Here is a 16,352-nt window from a genome sequence, read left to right on the forward strand (position 1 = left end):
ACATGACAATCGAATACGTCGGCAAGGCCGATACGATGCTGGCCGAGTACACCTCGATGCTGGAGCGTTGCGATACCCGCAACGCCCGGGCGAAGGCGCTGCTCGCCGAGGCGGAGGAGCTCGCCGCCGAATCCCGTGAACTCGCGAACGAGGAGTTCATGGCCTCCCCCGCCGATGCCGCCGATATCGCCGCACACCGCGCGATATTGAACGAGCAGATCGACGCGAAGTCCGGCGAGGTCATGCGCTTGCACCAGGAGACGTTCGAGGAGTGGGAACGCTTCAACGCCACCTGGTCCGCCTCCCCGGAACTTTCGCCGACCAGTAAGCACAGCGAGACCGCCGTTGCGGACTGGCGGCCGACAACGTAGCCGAGTCGGAGGTGGTTGGGGAGTTACCCCGACCTCACGAAATCAGTGGCCCGCGTTCATCACCGCGGCCAACGGCGAAGCGGCCCAGGGTGATCCGTTGATCTCCCTGGGCCGCTTGCTTTCAAGGTGTCAGAAGGGGCCGACGCCTTCGAGGGGATTGCCGCCGTGGAGATAGATATAGGTCAGGACGGCAGCGGCGAAGGCGGCCACGAGTGCGGCGAGTGAGCCCAGGAACGGGCGCGTGGCCCAGCCGCGGCCGCGGTCCAGGGCGAGGCGTCCCGGGCCGGTGAGGATGATGGCCGCCGCGGCGCCCGCGAGGACGGATTCGAGCTCCACCGAGACCTTTTCGGCCTTGTACTGGAAGCCCGGCGCCATGCCCTGCTTCCACAGCCAGGCGTCGATGATGACCGCGAGCACGGCACCGGCGGCCAGCGGGGTCGCCAGGCCGAGCGCGACCAGGATGCCGCCGCCGAGTTCACCGGCGATGAGCATGGGTGCGGCGATATCGACGTGTTTCCAGCCGCCGTTCTCCATGGCGGTGCGGATGCCGTCGTAGCCGGGGCCGTTGAACCAGCCGGCCGCCTTCTGCAGACCGTGGTAGATGAAGGTGCCGCCGACCACCAAGCGCAGCAGTAGAAGTCCGAGATCCAGGGTGCCGCGGCGTTCGTCGCCGCGGCGGCGGATGCGCGTGGTGGGTTCGGTGCCGCCGCCTGGGGCGGGCGGGATGCTGGCGAACGCGTAGGTGGGCGCGGTATCGGCGGTGGGCGCTGTGGGTGCGGTGCCGTTGATGGCCTCTTTCATCTCCGCGTAGAGCGGGACTTCGGGATCGAGGCCCAGTTCCTCATCGGTGCGTGGAGGCTCTTTGGTCAGCTCCGGCTTGGTCACATCCGTTTTCACGGTGGTGGCGGTGAACTGCTCGGTCGGCGAGTCGAAGGGGCTGCGCACCGGTTCACCCGCCGGCCGTGGCGATGCGGGCGGTGTGCTGCCCGGCGCGTCCGCGGTGGGCTCGTTCGGCTTCTCGGTCACGCGGCCAGACTATTAGGCAAGAGCGCTCGACACACGGCTGTGGCGGGCGTGTCCACTGTCCAGTTCACGCCGCGCGGGCGGAACGAGCCACCCCGTCCGCGCATTCGCGCCGGGTTTTCCGTAACGTCTCAACCATGAGTTGGGTTGCCGCGGGCCGGTTCGGGGTGGGCGCACGGAGAATCGTGGTGGGCGTTATGGCGGGCACCTTGCTGTTGTCCGGTTGTGCCCGGTTCGATGATCGCGCTTCCAGCCCATTCACCACCGAGCCGAATTGGCAGGATGCCGAGCAGGGCACCTCGAAGCCGAATGCGCCGAGCAGTACCGCGAAGCGGCCGACCGCGCCGTGTGTGGACCCCGATCCGCTGGTGGTGGTCTCCTGCCTGGATACCACGGGCGGTCTGGTGACGCTGCCCGATGGGGCGAGCGCGCTGGTGGGTGAGCGCACCACGGGCCGGATTCTGAAGGTGGTCGCCACCGATGAGGGCATGCCGCCCGCACCGATCGAGGTGGCGCGGCTGGATGTGGACGGGACGGGCGATGGCGGTCTGACCGCATTGGCGTTGTCCCCCAGCTACTCCGAGGACGGTCTGATCTACGCGTACATCACCACCGGCAGCGACAATCGGGTGGTGCGCATCTCCACCGACGGTGGTGCGCCCAAGCCGATCCTGACCGGAATTCCGAAGGGCTCCACCGGTAATCGCGGTTCCCTGGACTTCCACACCCCCGACCGCATGCTCGTCCTGACCGGTGACGCGGGCAACCCGTCCGCGGCCGACGACAATGGTTCCTACGCGGGGAAGTTGTTGAGCGTCAACTCCCCCGCCCCCGGGGCGGCCGCGGAGGTGGTGCTCGCGGGCATCGGTGTGGCAGGCGGTGTCTGCTCGGATCACCAGGATTCGATCTGGGTCACCGACCGCACCGCCACCGAGGATCGCCTCCAGCGCATCGGCTCGGACGGCGCGGCCACCAAGGCCTGGAGCTGGCCCGACCATCCGGGCGTCGCCAACTGCGCCGCCGCCACCGACGGTGTGGCCATCGCCCTGACCAACCAGAAGGCCCTGGCAATCGCCAAGGCCGACAAGGACACCCACGCGGTCACCGCCGCCCCCTCCCTGTTCGCCCAGGACAAATACGGCCGCCTCGACGGCGCGGCGATCGGCGGCGACGGCAATATCTGGTCCTCCACGGTGAACAAAACCGACGGCCAGCCCAACCAATACGACGACCGCGTCGTACGGATTCCGCCGCCCTCCAACGGTCAGGGTTCGGGACCGGATTAATCGCTCGCAGCACGTAATCCGAGCGACGAACACCCATGGCGCACGCCACATTCGCCGTGCGCCATCCTCTTCTCTCATAGCGTTACGCGAACGACCGCCGACCGTTGGTTCTCGGGCAGGCCGTGTGGCCATTTCGAACAGCGCGCCATGCGGCATGAGCGTGCATGCCCTCTACATGCGTGTGTCCTTGTCATCCGAATTCACGCCGAGGCAGTAGCTCGCTCCAGCACCTCGATGGCCACATCCAGGTCGTTGATGACGAACAGTTCGACGGAGCCGTCGGCAAGGTCTAGCCGCAGGCGATTGCGGAGTCCGCCGTTGAACGGGCTTCCGTCTCGGTCCTGAGACCCGATCCTATGGATCGCGTGCAATGGCGTTGACCAGGGGCGTCCTCCGGTAAGCACGTCGAAGTGACCCGGTTCGAATATCAGGCGAGTCTCGGTCAAGTAGAGGCGGCCGCCGACGGCTCGGTTAGCTGATTGTGTGCGGTTGGCGACTTTCTTCCAAATGACCGATTCGGACTCAGTCAATCTAGGAGCGCGAAACCAGATTCCCATGGTTCTACCTGCGTTCTATCTGTTGTTGCCGGACTTGCTAAAGCGCTGTGGCCCAGACACATTCTGGCCGTTAACGGCAAGTCTGGCTCGCTACTCAAGCTTCTGGTGGAGGGTGCACCTACTTTGCGCCCGCCATCCCCGCCACCAAAGCAGCACGCTCATCGGCAGAATAGTGCGTTCGGGTGCCGCACCGAGGAAGGTGGACGCGCTGGCCGGTGACGTCAGGTTTCGCCGATGCCAACGTGAGCCCCAGTGGGGCGATGGGCCGCGACCTCACCGCGTGCGAAACGCTAATCGAGCACGGGACGTACTTCGGGGCGTTGAAGATATGCACACAGCATTGCCTACCGATGCGATGGCCCGGAGCAGGTAACACCTCCGATCGCGCCGACACCGCCAGGTGGCTTCACGCAGTCCGAACTGGAGGACGACGCAGTCCCGTTGTCGTGCAGGGAATTCAGTGAAGTGACGAACGATTGGGCGCCCGGTCCGGCACCAAATGCCGGAGGGTGTTGCGGTCACGGCCGGCTACGAACGGACCAGCCCGAACGAGACTGCCCTGCGGCACGAAACGACCTCCGGCTGAGGCGTTTTCGGCTCAGAGGTGCTGGTCGTCTTGCTACTGGCTCGCGAGGCGGAGGAAGCTGGTCCACTGCTCCGGGGTGAAGAAAAGCTCTGGTCCGCCAGGGTTTTTCGAATCGCGAACGCCGACCGCATCGTCAGCGTGGACGACCTCCACGCAGGCATTGCCCCCATCGGACCAGCTCGACTTGTACCACATGTCAATCGGCGGTTTCCTCACGCCTTGTACTCCTTCATCATTCGTGCCAGGAGCTCCCTGGTGCCCTCTTCCGTCAACGCTACCCCCCGCATCGTGGAGATCGCCGTGTCATATTTGTCGATCACGTCGTCCCGTTCGTGGTACCCGATGCTGAATGCCCCCTCGACGTACACCACGGGCGGCTTGGTGAGTCCGCTCAGGCCGGGGGCGAACTCGAGACGTGTAAACGGCTGAATCGTGAGCCCTCGATGCGCGATCTCCTTGAACTCGATCAGCCGAAGGCTCACATTTTCGTGCTCACTCCACGAAGTGAGCCATTCGAGCTGTGCGGCCATGATGTCGGGACGACCAACCTGATTACGCACGGCAGCTTCGGATACCAATACTTCGACCCGAAACCCCTTCTCGCCCAGACGATTCTGACGCAGCGCGGTCAGCTCGAGCCGGCGCTCCACGTCGACGGCCGACAATTCCGGGTTGTCGATCTTGATGATTGACCGCCTGTAGTCGGGACCCTGGAGCAATCCGGGGAAGATCACCGGATGGTAGGCGACCATCCGGTTGGCAAGCTCCTCCAACCTCAGGAACTTCGAAAAGTTGGGCGCTATCTGATCGGTGTACTCAGTCCAAAAGCCTTTTCCCACACCACCTTCAGCCCTCGCGACCTTCTCCTGGCGCTTGATATCAGCCCAAAGCGCCAACGCCTCTTCCCGCTCGTTGTCGGTGGCACGATAGAACCACAGCAGGCTTTCCACCTGAGGGGTTGTCAGCTTGGTCGGCACACCCTCTTCCAAACGCCCGATGACGAATCGCGATACCTCGCCGAGGTGCAGACCGGCAGCCGTAGCGTTCTTGCCTGCGCGCTTGCGTAGCCGTTCCATGAAATTCCCGAAATCCATTCGAGAAACGGACGTTTTACTCGATACGGCCATCTTCTTAGCCTCACTATCGGGTTGGGAGTGCAGCACGCACACGTGCGCGCTGCACGCTCATCGTATTTCATAAACTGAGCCCCGAGCACGTATTACAGGGGATCTACTTAGCCCATAGCACCTGGCAACGACGACGAAGTAGGCCGCCGCCGGGGATTCAGCCGAAAGCACAGGGAGCCGAAATGCCTTGGGATGCTTGGGTTTTGATCGCACTCTTCGCGACTGGACTCGTCATTGTCGTCGCAGCCCTCATTGAGGACATCAAAAATACCGGCAAATACGACGATTCGCCGCCGCGCCCTGTTTCAGTCCGCGTTCGCGGCGGTACGAAGCTCGAATTGCATGCCGCCAGCGTCACCGGTCGGCACCGGCGACAGCCGTGAGCCGAATCAGTGAATTCATAGGATCGGCAGCGAGGAGTAGGCCCGTGGAGTTCTACGGTCCACGATTGGAACGATTGGAAGACTGCGATGTTCGCGACGACGACATCGAAATGAACGCGGCCGAAGCGCTGGAAGCATTGATCCTTCATCGGGACTGCCACGCCGCGGTGTGCCCCCGCCAACAAGCCGCGACGCGGATCATCGGCATCGAGAAAGACCGATACGCCGAACCCTCGAACGTCATCCCCCTTCCTACCCGACACTTCAAGGTCGTCGGTCAAGCACGATCGAACCGATCACAGTAGAGATGAAGTGCGAGAGTTCAATACCGAGAATTGAGTCTTCACTCCGCCACGGGCGCGGGTGAGATGCCGAGGATCAGGGACTCGAGCGCCGCTGCGGCCCGGCCGAACGAGGCGAGCCAGTCGGCGACCAGATAGAGACCGCCCGACTCGGACATTCCGAGGAAATGGCGTCCACCGTCGAGTTCGCCCAGCGGCGCGATCGACTCACCGATGACCTCGGCCCATTCGGCGAATCTGTCGCCCTCGCCCTCGACCAAAATGGGATCCAGCTCGAAAGGTTCACGGGCGGAAGTGATTCCCGGGCCGGAGATGTCGACGGCCAGGCCCCCGAATTCCCCGAGAAATCGGTCCGCCGCCGTGTTCCACCTGAACCCGCCGGATTCCAGCCTCTTTCGCCAGAAACTGGTATCGACATGCCTGCCAGGCCGCCATCCCGAGGCACGAAGGACGCGTTCGGTCTCATCCGTGAACCGTGTCATAACTATTTCCATCGCCGGAAACGGTGCGCGCCCGGGGCAGTGCCTGATTCGAACGTCGGCTGCGTATAGCGATGGCGCACGGCAGGTGCCGTGCGCCATTCACGTTCGGATAGTTACTCCGTGACGCCACAGGCGGCGAGCACGAGCTCGCGCACGCGCGCCGCGTCGGCTTGGCCGCGGGTGGCCTTCATGACATCGCCGACGACCTTGCCGGCGGCCTGGACCTTGCCGGAGCGGATCTTGTCGGCGATGGCCGGGTTGGCTTCCAGTGCCTTGTCGACCTCGGCCTGCAAAGCGGAGTCGTCGCTGACCATGCCGAGGCCCTTGGACTCGACGATCGCGGCGGGTTCGCCTTCACCGGCGAGGACGAAGTCGACGACCTGCTTGGCGATCTTGTTGTTGATGGTTTTGGCCTCGACCAGTCCGGCGACCTCGGCGACCTGCTTCGGCGTGATGGGCAGGTCTTCGAGAGCGACCTCGCGCTCCTTGGCCTTCTCGGTCAGGTAGGCGACCCACCAGGAACGAGCGGCGTCGACCGAGGCGCCGGCGTCGACGGTGGCGATGATCAGGTCCAGGGCTCCGGCGTTGACCAGGTCGCGGAAGACCTCGTCGGACAGGCCCCAGTCGGCCTGGATGCGGGCGCGGCGCAGCCACGGGTATTCGGGGATGGTGCCGCGCAGCTCTTCGACCCAGGCGGCGTCGGGGGCGACGGGCTCGAGGTCCGGCTCGGGGAAGTAGCGGTAGTCCTCGGCGGTTTCCTTGGGCCGTCCGGGCGAGGTGGTGCCGTCGGTCTCGTGGAAGTGCCGGGTCTCCATGGTGATGGTGCCGCCGGAGGCCAGGACCGCGGCCTGGCGGCGCATTTCGAAGCGCACCGCGACCTCGACGCTCTTGAGCGAGTTGACGTTCTTGGTCTCGGTGCGGGTGCCGAACTCCTTGGCGCCCTTGGGCATCAGCGAGACATTGGCATCGCAGCGCAGTGAGCCCTGCTCCATCTTCACGTCCGAGACGTCCAGGGACTTGAGCACCTCGCGCAGGGCGGTCACATAGGCGCGCGCGACCTCGGGGGCCCGCTCGCCCGCGCCCTCGATGGTCTTGGTGACGATCTCGATGAGCGGTACGCCCGCGCGGTTGTAGTCCAGCAGCGAATGCGAGGCGCCGTGGATGCGGCCGGTGGCGCCGCCCATATGGGTGGACTTACCGGTGTCCTCCTCCATATGGGCGCGCTCGATCTCGACCCGGAAGATCGACCCGTCGTCGAGCACCACGTCCAGGTATCCGTTGGTCGCGATGGGCTCGTCGTACTGGCTGATCTGGTAGTTCTTCGGCTGGTCCGGGTAGAAGTAGTTCTTCCGCGCGAACCGCCCCCACGGGGTGATCGAGCAGTTCAGCGCCAGCCCGATCCGAATGGCCGACTCCACGGCCTTCTCGTTCACCACCGGCAGCGATCCGGGCAGGCCCAAACACACCGGGCACACCTGGGTATTGGGCTCCGCGCCGAATTCGGTGGGGCAGCCGCAGAACATCTTCGTCGCGGTCCCCAGCTCGACATGCACCTCCATACCCAGCACCGGCTCGTACCGGCTGATGACGTCGGTGTAGTCCATCAAGTCGACCGTGGCTGCGCTCATGGCCACCATCCTATGTAAGACCCCGAGCCGGTCAGTGCCCCAGGGCCACCTCTATGCACAGGCGGGGAGTTGTCCACAGCCAGCCGAATTCGACAATGCACCGTGCGCTGCCAGCGGTAATGTCGTCGACATGACGGAGGAGGCCACGCTGCACTATCACTGGACCCGCGACGCGTTCATGCGGGCGTGGGAAGCCGGGGCCTTCGACCGCAGGGTCGAATTGGTGGAGGGGGAGGTCTGGCCGGTGGTCCTGGGTGACTGGCACGGCGAAACCATATTCCGCGTCGGCGAACTGCTGCGCCACCCGGATGTGATCGTGACCGGCTCGACCCTACCGACCTGCGATTCGCTACCCGACCCGGACTGCTGGATACGCCGCAAGACTGCCGAACCCGTGGACACCGTCGGTACCCGGCTGACGATGTGGGCCTCGTCGGATGTGCTGTTGGTGGTCGAAGTCTCGGACGAGACGGTCATGGCGGATCTCGGAGTCAAGGAGCGACTGTACGGTCGCGCCGGATACCAGGAGTACTGGGTTGTCACCCAGAGCGTCATCTACAAACACACCGCGCCCACATCCGCCGGATACCGCTTCCGGCAGGAGTTTCGTTCCGGGGATCGCATCGCGCTGCCCTATGCCGATACCGACATCGCGGTCGAGGATCTGCTGAACCCGGCTTGACAATGGCCGGCGCGTGCTCCATGTCCGAGAGTCCGCGCCGGTCAACATATTTCAGTCGATCGCGATGGCCTCGACTATGGGGAGGCGGGCGGCCCGCAGGGCCGGTGGGATAGAGCCCAGCAGGGCCAGGATCAGGGCCACGACGGCGTAGACCACCAGCAGCGGACCGGGTTCGTAGTGGATGTCGATGGACAGCGCGTGACTCAGGGCGACGGTGGCCAGGTAGTGCACGGCCGAGCCGACGGCCAGACCCAGTGCCGCGCCGGTCAATCCGATGCCCACCGCTTCGGTGAGCACGGTGCGCAGCAGGAAGCGGCGGCTGGTGCCCATGGCCCGCAGCACGCCGAGTTCGCGGCGGCGTTCCAGCACCGAGAGCATCAGGGTGTTCAGCAGGGCGACCGTGGCCACCAGCACGACTATCCAGAGAATGGCGGCGCTGATCGAGGTGCCCTGGCGGACGCTGCTGGAGATGGCGGTCACGGCCTCCTGTCCGGTGGCCACATGGAAATCGGCGGGGACGGCGGCGCGGATGGCGTTGAGGACCGCGGTGTGATCCGAGCCCGGCGCGAAGTCGATGCCGATAATGGTTTCGCCGGGTCGCTGATACCACTGGCGCAGGATGTTCAGATCCAGGACCACGATTCCGGCGATGGCCGAGAAGTAGGGCACCACACGCAGCACAGTGACATGGTGGACGCCGGTCGGTGTCGGGAGGTCCAGGCCCGAACCCTCGGTGACATCGAGGGAGCGGGCGACATCCCGGGAGATGACCACGCCCTCGCCCGCCGCCATCCGGGCCAGGTCTCGCTCCGAGGTCCCGTCGAGCGCGGAGCTGCGGGCCACACCGCCTTCATAGCCCTGCAGCATGACGCGACCGCGGCCGAGGGTGGCGAAAGCCATTTGCGCCGAACCACTTCCGCCGACACCGGGGATGGTGGCGAGTTTCTCCTTCAGATCCGCGGGCAGGATGGGGCCGGTGGGGAACTGCTCCATGGCCGTCGCGCTGACGAAAACGTCTGTGCGGCCCAGACCTTCGAAGGTGGCGGCCGCGGCGTCGACCATATTGCGGGACGCGTTGCCCATGGCGACGGTGGCGCAGACGCCGATCATGACGGTCATGGCGGTGGCCCATACGCGGCGGGGCGCGCGTTCCAGCGTGGTCGCGCCGAGTGCGCCGGGTGCGCCGAAAAGCCTTGCCACGGCGGCGATAGCGCGCACGATGGGTCCGGTCGCGGCGAAGCACAGCACCACCGCGCCGGTGATCGCCAGCGAGATGGCGGCCAGCGAGTAGCGGCCGATATCGGCGTCGGCGATGATGATCGCACCGCCGACCATGATCAGGCCGAGCACCAGCGAACCCCACTTCAGCAGCGGGTTCACCGCATCGGCGGTGGAACTGCCGACCGGGGCGAGCGCCTCGATGGGCGCGACCTTGTACACCTGCCGGGCGGCAATGGCCGCGGCGGCGACGCTGGCGATCACGCAGGCGGCGATGGCCACCGGGATCGCGTAGCCGGGCACGCTGTATTCGGTGCGCGCCTCGACCGATTGCAGGATGGCGGCGGGCAGTTTGTCGATGGCGGCGCGGCCCATGAAGATGCCGATGATCGATCCGCTCAGCCCGCCGAGCAGGCCGAGGATGGCGGCCTCGACCAGCAGTCCGAGCACCATGGGGCCACGTTTGCCGCCGATGGCGCGCAGTAGCGACAGCGTCGGACGCCGTTGCGCCACAGCCATGCTCATGGCGTTGTAGATCAGGAACGAGGACACGATGAGCGCCGAGGCCGAGGAGGCCAGGGTCGAATATCGCACCAGCTGAACCGATCCGCCCGCCTGTGCGGTGCGCAGATCCGGATCGGCGACCACCGCGCGCCCGGCGACCACCTGGGTGAGGGTCGAACGGAGTTGGTCCACATCGGTGTTCGCGGCGGGAATGATCTGTACCGAATCCAATCGCCCGGCCCGGTCGGCGATCTTCTGGGCGACCGGCAGTAGCGCGATGACGATATGCCCGCTGTTGAGTTTCTTCGCCGTGGCGTCGTCGATCACGCCCGCCACGGTGGCGGTGGTGGAGCCGAGTTGAATCCGCTCCCCCTCCTTATGCCCCATGGCCGAACCGACGAGGACGCCGTTGGATACGGCCAGCAGCTTGCTCGCCTGATCTTGCAGCGGCCCGCCGAGGTCACTGCCGAGCGCGGAAACGGTGGCGTCGGCGCCGATCAACAGCGCCTTGTTCGCGCCCGCGCCGACGGATTCGCGCAGCATGGGCACCGCCGTCCCCACCCCGGCGGTGCCCCGAATCTGTTGCAGCAGTGCTTGATCGAAGCCCGCGTCGGTGATGCCGCTGATCTCCAGCGCGGCATTGCCGCCGAGGCTGTGGGTGAGCCGGTCCACCGATCCGGTGATGGATCCGGAGATGCTGAAGACCGAAACCAGCAGCCCCGCCGAGACTCCCATCACGACCATGGACATGGTGGTGCGGCCGCGGTGGGCGAAGAGTTCGCCGATATTGAACAGCCGCAGCCGATCCCAGACCGCCCGGATCATGCGCGCACCACCCCGGCGCCGTCGGTGTCCGCGACGGGAGCCGGGTCGGCACCGGTCTCGGGCACGGTGCGCACCTCGCCGTCATCGGTGCGCCGCACCCGCTCGGTGGAGCCGATCAGCCCGTCCCGCAGGGTGATTACGCGATCGCAGTACTTCACCGCGCCCATATCGTGGGTCACCATCACCACCGAATTGCCCTCGCGGGTGATATCGCCGAGCAGCCGCAGAATCGAGGCTCCGGTCTTGGAGTCCAGGTTGCCGGTGGGTTCATCGGCCAGGATCAGCGGCGGGTCCATGATGAGCGCTCGCGCGACGGCGACGCGCTGCATCTGTCCGCCGGAGAGTTCGGCGGGCCGGTGCTCAGCCCGATCGGCCAGTCCGACCAGATCGAGCAGTTCCAGCGCCCGTGGCTTGGCCTTGCGTAATCCGGTGCCGTCCAGCAGTTTCGGTATGGCGACATTCTCCCAGGCGGACAGGGTGGGAAGCAGATTGAAGAACTGGAAGATGAAACCGACCTGATGCCTGCGGAATTCGGATTGCCGATCGTCGTCGAGGTCGCCGATCTCCTTGTCCCGGAATCGAATCGACCCGGTATCGGGTGAGTCGAGGGCTCCGAGCAGATGCAGCAGCGTGGATTTGCCCGATCCGGAGGGGCCGATAATGGCGGTGAACTCCCCCGGTTCGATGCGCAGGCTGATGCCGTCCAGCGCGCGCACGGTCTGCCCACCGACGCGGTATTCCTTGGTGACGTCGGTCAATTCCAGCATGATGCTTCCCCTCGTAGATCAGCGTGCGGTGTGCGGCGAGCCGCGCCCGGTGCGGCTCAGCTGGCCATGGCCCGCGGGTGCGGGCGGATGTGGCGGTGATCGGTGTCGTAGGTGTCCAGGATGGCGCGCAGCGCGGGTTGTTCGGCGGCGAGTTCGAGATACACCTCGACCGTCGATTTCCCTTCCGCCAGTGCGTGATCCAGCTTCACGGTCAGGTGGTTCTCCCACCGGTGCCGCAGCGCCAGCAGGATTCCGTCTCGGCCGCCGAAGAGCCGGTCGAGATCGGGAATATCGTCGAACAGCCTGGTATCGGCGGGATTTCGCGCCGCCCGATCCAGGACGGTATGCAGGATGTCGGTGCGAGCATGCAGGTCTGCCCAGCTCATGGCCCCCAACCTCTCTTGAAGGTGCTGCCTCGCGATCCGGCAGGTTCGGTGCCGGATCCGTCTGTGTTCAGACGCTACGGAGGCGGGGGTTTTCTGTCGTCGTGCCGCGGCAGCGACTTGGCCTCCTACCCCGGTAGGAGCGCAGCCCCTGCCTACGAACGATGTACGCCGTCAGATTCGGCCATTAGCCTTGCAGAATGAACGTGACCGACGCCACCCCCAGAGTAGCCGGGCGTGCGCTGCGGGATATTCAGGATTGGGCGTGGGCGAGCGGACGACGGATCCGCGCGTTCGCGCGGCATCCCGTGGCCGAGTTCCAGCGCAATGCCGAGCAGTTCGGCTATCCGGCCAATATGGTCGCCCTGATCGATATCGTGCTGCTCGCGGTCGCTGTTCTCGCGGTGATCCAGCGCTGTGTGCACGGTTATTCGATTCTGCTGCCGCTGCTGGCGCTGACCCTGGCCTACAGCAGCGGCCCACTCTGCGCCTTCTTCGGAATCATGCCCAAACCGCTGCTCATCGCGGCCCTGACCATGTCGGCCGAGGCACTGTTCCTGTCCCAGCCGGTGCCGACCGATGCCTCACCATTCGTGCTGATCGCGGCGGCCGGGGAGATCGCGGCCCTGGCCCCGATGATCGCCAGTATTCCGGTGGCCCTGGCCATGATCGCGGAGCTGATGTTCTTCTCCTCCATCGGCCATCTGGATATCGGCATGCCGATCTGGTTCTTCGCGGTGGCCTGCGGCTGGATGACCGGTCAGATGCTGAATTTTCAGCGCCGCTACCTGTACCAGGAGCGGGAGTATCAAGAGGTTCGCGCGGTCGCGGCCGCCGATGAGGAGCGCCGCCGGATCGCCCGCGAGGTGCACGATGTGATCGCGCATTCGCTGAGCATCACGCTGCTGCATGTGACCGCGGCCCGGCACGCCCTGCAGACCGATCGGGATGTGGACGACGCGGTCGAGGCGCTCACCGATGCCGAGCGCCTGGGCCGCCAGGCCATGGCCGATATCCGCCGTACGGTGGGCCTGCTGGATCAGCGCCCCACCTCGCAGTCCCCCGAGCCGGGGTTGGAGGATATCGCGGATCTGGTGGCGGATTTCGTCCGGGCGGGTATGGCGGTGGAGTTCGGCTTGGAGGGCGATCCGTCGAATATCTCCGCGAGCGTCGGTCTGGCGCTCTACCGGATCAGTCAGGAATCCCTGGCCAATATCGCCAAACACGCACCCGGCGCACCCGCCGATCTTCGGATCATGCTGTGCAGCAAGGACATTACGGTGGATGTCCGCAATAGCCTGCCCGCTGGGGCCGCCGCTCGGCCCGGTCGCGGAATGGGTATATCCGGTATGCGCCAGCGCATTTCGCTGCTCGGTGGCACGCTGAGCGCCGGACCGCACGATGACGGCTGGCGGGTGCAGGCCCGCATTCCGATGTCCGGTCAGCTGACCTGTATGGCGGTCGGCGCCGAGGACTCGCTGCGCGGTGCGCTGCAATCGATGGCCCGCAAACTACACGACCGGCCGAATCCCATGGTGGCCAAGGATATTCAGGAGGATGCGCGTGACATCGCAGCCGGATGAGCAGCTCATCGGCGTACTCGTGGTGGATGATCAGGAGCTGGTGCGCGGTGGTCTGCGCCGAATCCTGCGCCGCCGTGACGGTTTCGCGGTCAGCGAGTGCGCGGACGGTGACGAGGTGCCCGCCGCGATCGCCGCGAACCGGCCCGATGTGGTGCTGATGGATCTGCGGATGAAGCGCATCGGCGGTATCGAGGCGACCCGCACGCTGCGCACCCGCGCCGACGCGCCTCCGGTGCTGATGCTCACCACCTTCGATGATGATCAATTGCTATCGGGCGCATTACGCGCGGGCGCGGCGGGCTTCCTGCTCAAGGACTCCCCCGCCGAGGATCTGATCCGCGCGGTGCGCACGGTCGCGCAGGGCGGCTCCTGGCTGGATCCGTCGGTGACACCGCGCGTACTCACCGCATACCGGTCGGCACGTCCAATCCCGTCCCCGGCGGGCGGCCGCCTCGGCGAGCTCACCGTGCGCGAACTCGAGGTACTCGAGTTGATGGCCAAAGGCCGGTTGAACTCGGAGATAGCGAGCGCGCTCGGCATCTCCGAAGTGACGGTGAAAAGCCACGTCGGACACATTTTCGGAAAGCTGGGGTTACGTGATCGCGCGGCCGCGATCGTGTTCGCGTTTGACCATGGTGTAGTCGCACCGGGAGAATCCACTCTCGAGGGGTGAGCTGCGAAGAGCTTCGCATCCTCACCTGATGAGGTTGGAGGTTTGACGGGGTGGATGCACCGCCTTCGCGGTCCGGCGGCAGGTTCGGACCGTACGAGTTGCGCTCACTGCTGGGCCGGGGCGGCATGGGTGAGGTCTACGAGGCCTACGACACCTCCAAGGATCGGGTCGTGGCGCTCAAACTGCTACCCGTCGAACTCGCGAAAGACCCCTCCTACCAGGAACGTTTCCGCCGCGAATCGCAGGCGGCGGCGCGCCTTGCCGAACCGCACATCATCCCGATCCACGACTGGGGTGAGATCGACGAGCAGCTGTATATCGATATGCGGCTGGTGCGCGGGCAGGATCTGCGCAGTCTGCTGGACGCGCAGGGGCCGATGTCGCCGCTGCGCGCGGTCGGGATCATCGAGCAGATCGCCGCGGCGCTCGATGCCGCGCACTACTCGGGTCTCGTTCACCGGGATGTGAAACCCGCCAATATTCTCGTGACTGATGCGGATTTCGCATATCTGGCGGATTTCGGTATCGCGCGCGCGGAGGGCGACACCACCATCACCATGGCGGGTACGGCCGTCGGCTCGTACGCGTACATGGCCCCCGAGCGGTTCGACGACTCCGGTCCGGTGACCGGACGCGCGGATCTGTACTCGCTGGGATGTGTTCTGCACGAATGCCTTACGGGCAATCGACCCTTCCCCGCGCAGAATATGAGCGTGCTGGTGCGTGCGCACCTGTCCGATCCCGCGCCGCAGCCGAGTCTGCAGCGCGCCGGGATTCCGCCCGCGCTGGACGCGGTGGTGGGGCGTGCGCTGGCCAAGGATCCCAACAGCCGGTACCTGACGGCGGGCGAGTTCGCCAGGGCCGCACGGACTGCCCTGGCGGGCGGGCCGGTGGGTGCGGCGCCGACGGAGTTCCTGCAGCCGGGCCGGACCGTACCGCCTGCCGCGCCGGGGACACTCGCACCCGCGGCGTCGGGTCCGATGCCGCCCGGAATGCCGCAGCCCGTGATCCAACCGCCCGGTATGCCGCCCTCGGGTACACCGCTGCCCGGACGTCCGGTGCCGCCGGGTGCGCCCACCACCGTCATGCCCGTGCAGAGCTCGGATCCGACAGTGGTGCAACCGAATACCGGTCAGCTCCGGGCCTATGTCACCGGCTCGTTCCCGCGCGAGGAGCCCGCCGAGGGCCCCGGCACCTCGGATCTGCCGATCATCGTGCCGACCGATCCGACCGTGGTGCGGGTCAGCGACTTCCACTACAGCCCGCTGCCGCAGAGCGCACAGGATCAGAGTCGCCAGCAGGTATGGGGGCATGCGCAGCAGCAGGATTTCCCATATGCGCCAACGCCCGATCCGTCGCTGTACCCGACCTCGGAGCATCCGCGCATCGATCCGGAGCCGCGGCCCCCGCACCGGCGTTCACGGCGCGGATCCGTGGCGGTGCCGATCTCGATCGGCGTGCTGGTGGTCGCCATCGCGGCCATCGCCGGTGCGGTGGGCTGGCAAGTCCTGGATCGCTCCCGCAACGAAGCACCGAGTGTGACCGTGGCGCAGGACAATCCGAGCTTCACCGTGCCGTTGTCGCAGCCGAGGAATCCGGTGACCAGTACCCCGGCACAGACCACGGTCCAGCTACCGGCGGGCGCCTCGCCGTGCCAGCTGGTGTACCCGGCGCTCAACGGCTACACCGGTTCGGCGACCGGATCCGCCGTTACCAGTTGCCCTTTCGCGGAGGAGGTACGCCGGTCGTATGCCGACGCGACTACGGGAAAACCGGGAACGGCAAGTAGTGTGGTGGTGGTAAGCCCGGTAACAAACCGGGCATACACGATGAACTGCACGGCGACAGGCAAATTGGTCACCTGCATCGGTGGCGAGAACGCGGTGGTGTATGTCTACTGACCCAATTCCGGCCTGTCGTAAGGCCATTGCTCGGTGTTTGTCTTTCGCGACCCTGTTGGCGATCTCGGCGT

At 65.9% G+C, this 16,352-nt stretch carries 17 protein-coding genes; 8 read left to right on the forward strand and 9 right to left on the reverse strand.

Annotated features, from left to right (window positions below; genetic code table 11):
* Positions 1-2: 2 nt before the first annotated feature.
* Positions 3-371, forward strand: a complete 369-nt coding sequence (locus tag OHB26_RS01485) for a hypothetical protein (RefSeq protein WP_330182433.1) — start codon at positions 3-5, stop codon at positions 369-371.
* A 129-nt stretch (positions 372-500) separates the two neighbouring features.
* Here the strand turns inward: OHB26_RS01485 and OHB26_RS01490 are convergent, their stop codons facing one another.
* Positions 501-1,397 carry a DoxX family protein gene (locus OHB26_RS01490; RefSeq protein WP_330182434.1) on the reverse strand — a complete coding sequence of 299 codons (897 nt, stop codon included), beginning with the start codon at positions 1,395-1,397 and terminating at the stop codon, positions 501-503.
* Positions 1,398-1,531: 134 nt separating this feature from the next.
* Between OHB26_RS01490 and OHB26_RS01495 the strand changes: the two genes are divergently transcribed.
* The gene (locus OHB26_RS01495; protein WP_330182435.1) at positions 1,532-2,680 is read left to right on the forward strand and encodes a PQQ-dependent sugar dehydrogenase; all 1,149 of its coding nucleotides are present in this window, start codon (positions 1,532-1,534) and stop codon (positions 2,678-2,680) included.
* 200 nt (positions 2,681-2,880) lie between these two features.
* On the opposite strand, the gene OHB26_RS01500 is transcribed toward OHB26_RS01495, so the two are convergent.
* From OHB26_RS01500 to OHB26_RS01510, 3 genes are all read right to left on the reverse strand, one after another.
* The gene (locus tag OHB26_RS01500) at positions 2,881-3,237 is read right to left on the reverse strand and encodes a hypothetical protein (protein ID WP_330182436.1); all 357 of its coding nucleotides are present in this window, start codon (positions 3,235-3,237) and stop codon (positions 2,881-2,883) included.
* Positions 3,238-3,856: 619 nt separating this feature from the next.
* Complete coding sequence (locus tag OHB26_RS01505) at positions 3,857-4,018, reverse strand: DUF397 domain-containing protein (RefSeq protein WP_330185455.1); 162 nt, start codon at positions 4,016-4,018, stop codon at positions 3,857-3,859.
* A 17-nt stretch (positions 4,019-4,035) separates the two neighbouring features.
* Complete coding sequence (locus OHB26_RS01510; protein WP_330182437.1) at positions 4,036-4,950, reverse strand: helix-turn-helix domain-containing protein; 915 nt, start codon at positions 4,948-4,950, stop codon at positions 4,036-4,038.
* 182 nt (positions 4,951-5,132) lie between these two features.
* Between OHB26_RS01510 and OHB26_RS01515 the strand changes: the two genes are divergently transcribed.
* Together OHB26_RS01515 and OHB26_RS01520 are read left to right on the forward strand one after the other, a co-directional pair.
* Complete coding sequence (locus OHB26_RS01515; protein ID WP_330182438.1) at positions 5,133-5,333, forward strand: hypothetical protein; 201 nt, start codon at positions 5,133-5,135, stop codon at positions 5,331-5,333.
* 44 nt (positions 5,334-5,377) lie between these two features.
* Positions 5,378-5,638 (forward strand): hypothetical protein, encoded by a 261-nt coding sequence (locus OHB26_RS01520; RefSeq protein WP_330182439.1) that lies wholly within the window; start codon positions 5,378-5,380, stop codon positions 5,636-5,638.
* A gap of 38 nt (positions 5,639-5,676) precedes the next feature.
* On the opposite strand, the gene OHB26_RS01525 is transcribed toward OHB26_RS01520, so the two are convergent.
* A complete protein-coding gene (locus OHB26_RS01525) occupies positions 5,677-6,117 on the reverse strand; it encodes an SUKH-3 domain-containing protein (protein WP_330182440.1) in 441 nt (146 codons plus the stop codon).
* A gap of 113 nt (positions 6,118-6,230) precedes the next feature.
* The gene (gatB, locus tag OHB26_RS01530; protein WP_330182441.1) at positions 6,231-7,745 is read right to left on the reverse strand and encodes an Asp-tRNA(Asn)/Glu-tRNA(Gln) amidotransferase subunit GatB; all 1,515 of its coding nucleotides are present in this window, start codon (positions 7,743-7,745) and stop codon (positions 6,231-6,233) included.
* Between the two features lie 130 nt (positions 7,746-7,875).
* Between gatB and OHB26_RS01535 the strand changes: the two genes are divergently transcribed.
* Positions 7,876-8,427, forward strand: a complete 552-nt coding sequence (locus tag OHB26_RS01535) for a Uma2 family endonuclease (protein ID WP_330182442.1) — start codon at positions 7,876-7,878, stop codon at positions 8,425-8,427.
* A gap of 51 nt (positions 8,428-8,478) precedes the next feature.
* Here the strand turns inward: OHB26_RS01535 and OHB26_RS01540 are convergent, their stop codons facing one another.
* The 3 genes from OHB26_RS01540 to OHB26_RS01550 are packed head-to-tail and all read right to left on the reverse strand — an operon-like array spanning position 8,479 to position 12,127.
* Positions 8,479-10,974: an ABC transporter permease gene (locus OHB26_RS01540; protein WP_330182443.1), complete on the reverse strand. Its 2,496-nt coding sequence runs from the start codon at positions 10,972-10,974 to the stop codon at positions 8,479-8,481.
* A complete protein-coding gene (locus OHB26_RS01545; RefSeq protein ID WP_330182444.1) occupies positions 10,971-11,741 on the reverse strand; it encodes an ABC transporter ATP-binding protein in 771 nt (256 codons plus the stop codon). Before OHB26_RS01545 ends, OHB26_RS01540 begins: the two co-directional genes overlap by 4 nt.
* A gap of 56 nt (positions 11,742-11,797) precedes the next feature.
* Positions 11,798-12,127: a hypothetical protein gene (locus OHB26_RS01550; RefSeq protein WP_330182445.1), complete on the reverse strand. Its 330-nt coding sequence runs from the start codon at positions 12,125-12,127 to the stop codon at positions 11,798-11,800.
* A 197-nt stretch (positions 12,128-12,324) separates the two neighbouring features.
* On the opposite strand from OHB26_RS01550, the gene OHB26_RS01555 reads away from it, so the two are divergent.
* Genes OHB26_RS01555 through OHB26_RS01565 form a run of 3 tightly spaced genes read left to right on the forward strand, consistent with a single transcriptional unit; the run spans position 12,325 to position 16,281 of the window.
* On the forward strand, positions 12,325-13,707 hold the full coding sequence (locus tag OHB26_RS01555) for a sensor histidine kinase (protein ID WP_330182446.1): 1,383 nt from the start codon (positions 12,325-12,327) through the stop codon (positions 13,705-13,707).
* Positions 13,688-14,380 carry a response regulator transcription factor gene (locus tag OHB26_RS01560; RefSeq protein ID WP_330182447.1) on the forward strand — a complete coding sequence of 231 codons (693 nt, stop codon included), beginning with the start codon at positions 13,688-13,690 and terminating at the stop codon, positions 14,378-14,380. The genes OHB26_RS01555 and OHB26_RS01560 overlap by 20 nt, the downstream gene beginning before the upstream one ends.
* A 50-nt stretch (positions 14,381-14,430) precedes the next feature.
* Complete coding sequence (locus OHB26_RS01565) at positions 14,431-16,281, forward strand: serine/threonine-protein kinase (RefSeq protein WP_330182448.1); 1,851 nt, start codon at positions 14,431-14,433, stop codon at positions 16,279-16,281.
* Positions 16,282-16,352 lie beyond the last annotated feature (71 nt).

Source organism: Nocardia sp. NBC_01503 (genome assembly GCF_036327755.1).
Lineage (GTDB): Bacteria > Actinomycetota > Actinomycetes > Mycobacteriales > Mycobacteriaceae > Nocardia.

Coding starts and splice junctions, on each gene's coding strand:
- OHB26_RS01555 (WP_330182446.1), top strand. CDS start 12,325: ATGAACGTGACCGACGCCACCCCCAGAGTAGCCGGGCGTGCGCTGCGG.
- OHB26_RS01510 (WP_330182437.1), bottom strand. CDS start 4,950: ATGGCCGTATCGAGTAAAACGTCCGTTTCTCGAATGGATTTCGGGAAT.
- OHB26_RS01515 (WP_330182438.1), top strand. CDS start 5,133: ATGCCTTGGGATGCTTGGGTTTTGATCGCACTCTTCGCGACTGGACTC.
- OHB26_RS01540 (WP_330182443.1), bottom strand. CDS start 10,974: ATGATCCGGGCGGTCTGGGATCGGCTGCGGCTGTTCAATATCGGCGAA.
- OHB26_RS01550 (WP_330182445.1), bottom strand. CDS start 12,127: ATGAGCTGGGCAGACCTGCATGCTCGCACCGACATCCTGCATACCGTC.
- OHB26_RS01545 (WP_330182444.1), bottom strand. CDS start 11,741: ATGCTGGAATTGACCGACGTCACCAAGGAATACCGCGTCGGTGGGCAG.
- OHB26_RS01525 (WP_330182440.1), bottom strand. CDS start 6,117: ATGACACGGTTCACGGATGAGACCGAACGCGTCCTTCGTGCCTCGGGA.
- gatB (WP_330182441.1), bottom strand. CDS start 7,745: ATGAGCGCAGCCACGGTCGACTTGATGGACTACACCGACGTCATCAGC.
- OHB26_RS01495 (WP_330182435.1), top strand. CDS start 1,532: ATGAGTTGGGTTGCCGCGGGCCGGTTCGGGGTGGGCGCACGGAGAATC.
- OHB26_RS01485 (WP_330182433.1), top strand. CDS start 3: ATGACAATCGAATACGTCGGCAAGGCCGATACGATGCTGGCCGAGTAC.
- OHB26_RS01505 (WP_330185455.1), bottom strand. CDS start 4,018: ATGTGGTACAAGTCGAGCTGGTCCGATGGGGGCAATGCCTGCGTGGAG.
- OHB26_RS01500 (WP_330182436.1), bottom strand. CDS start 3,237: ATGGGAATCTGGTTTCGCGCTCCTAGATTGACTGAGTCCGAATCGGTC.
- OHB26_RS01535 (WP_330182442.1), top strand. CDS start 7,876: ATGACGGAGGAGGCCACGCTGCACTATCACTGGACCCGCGACGCGTTC.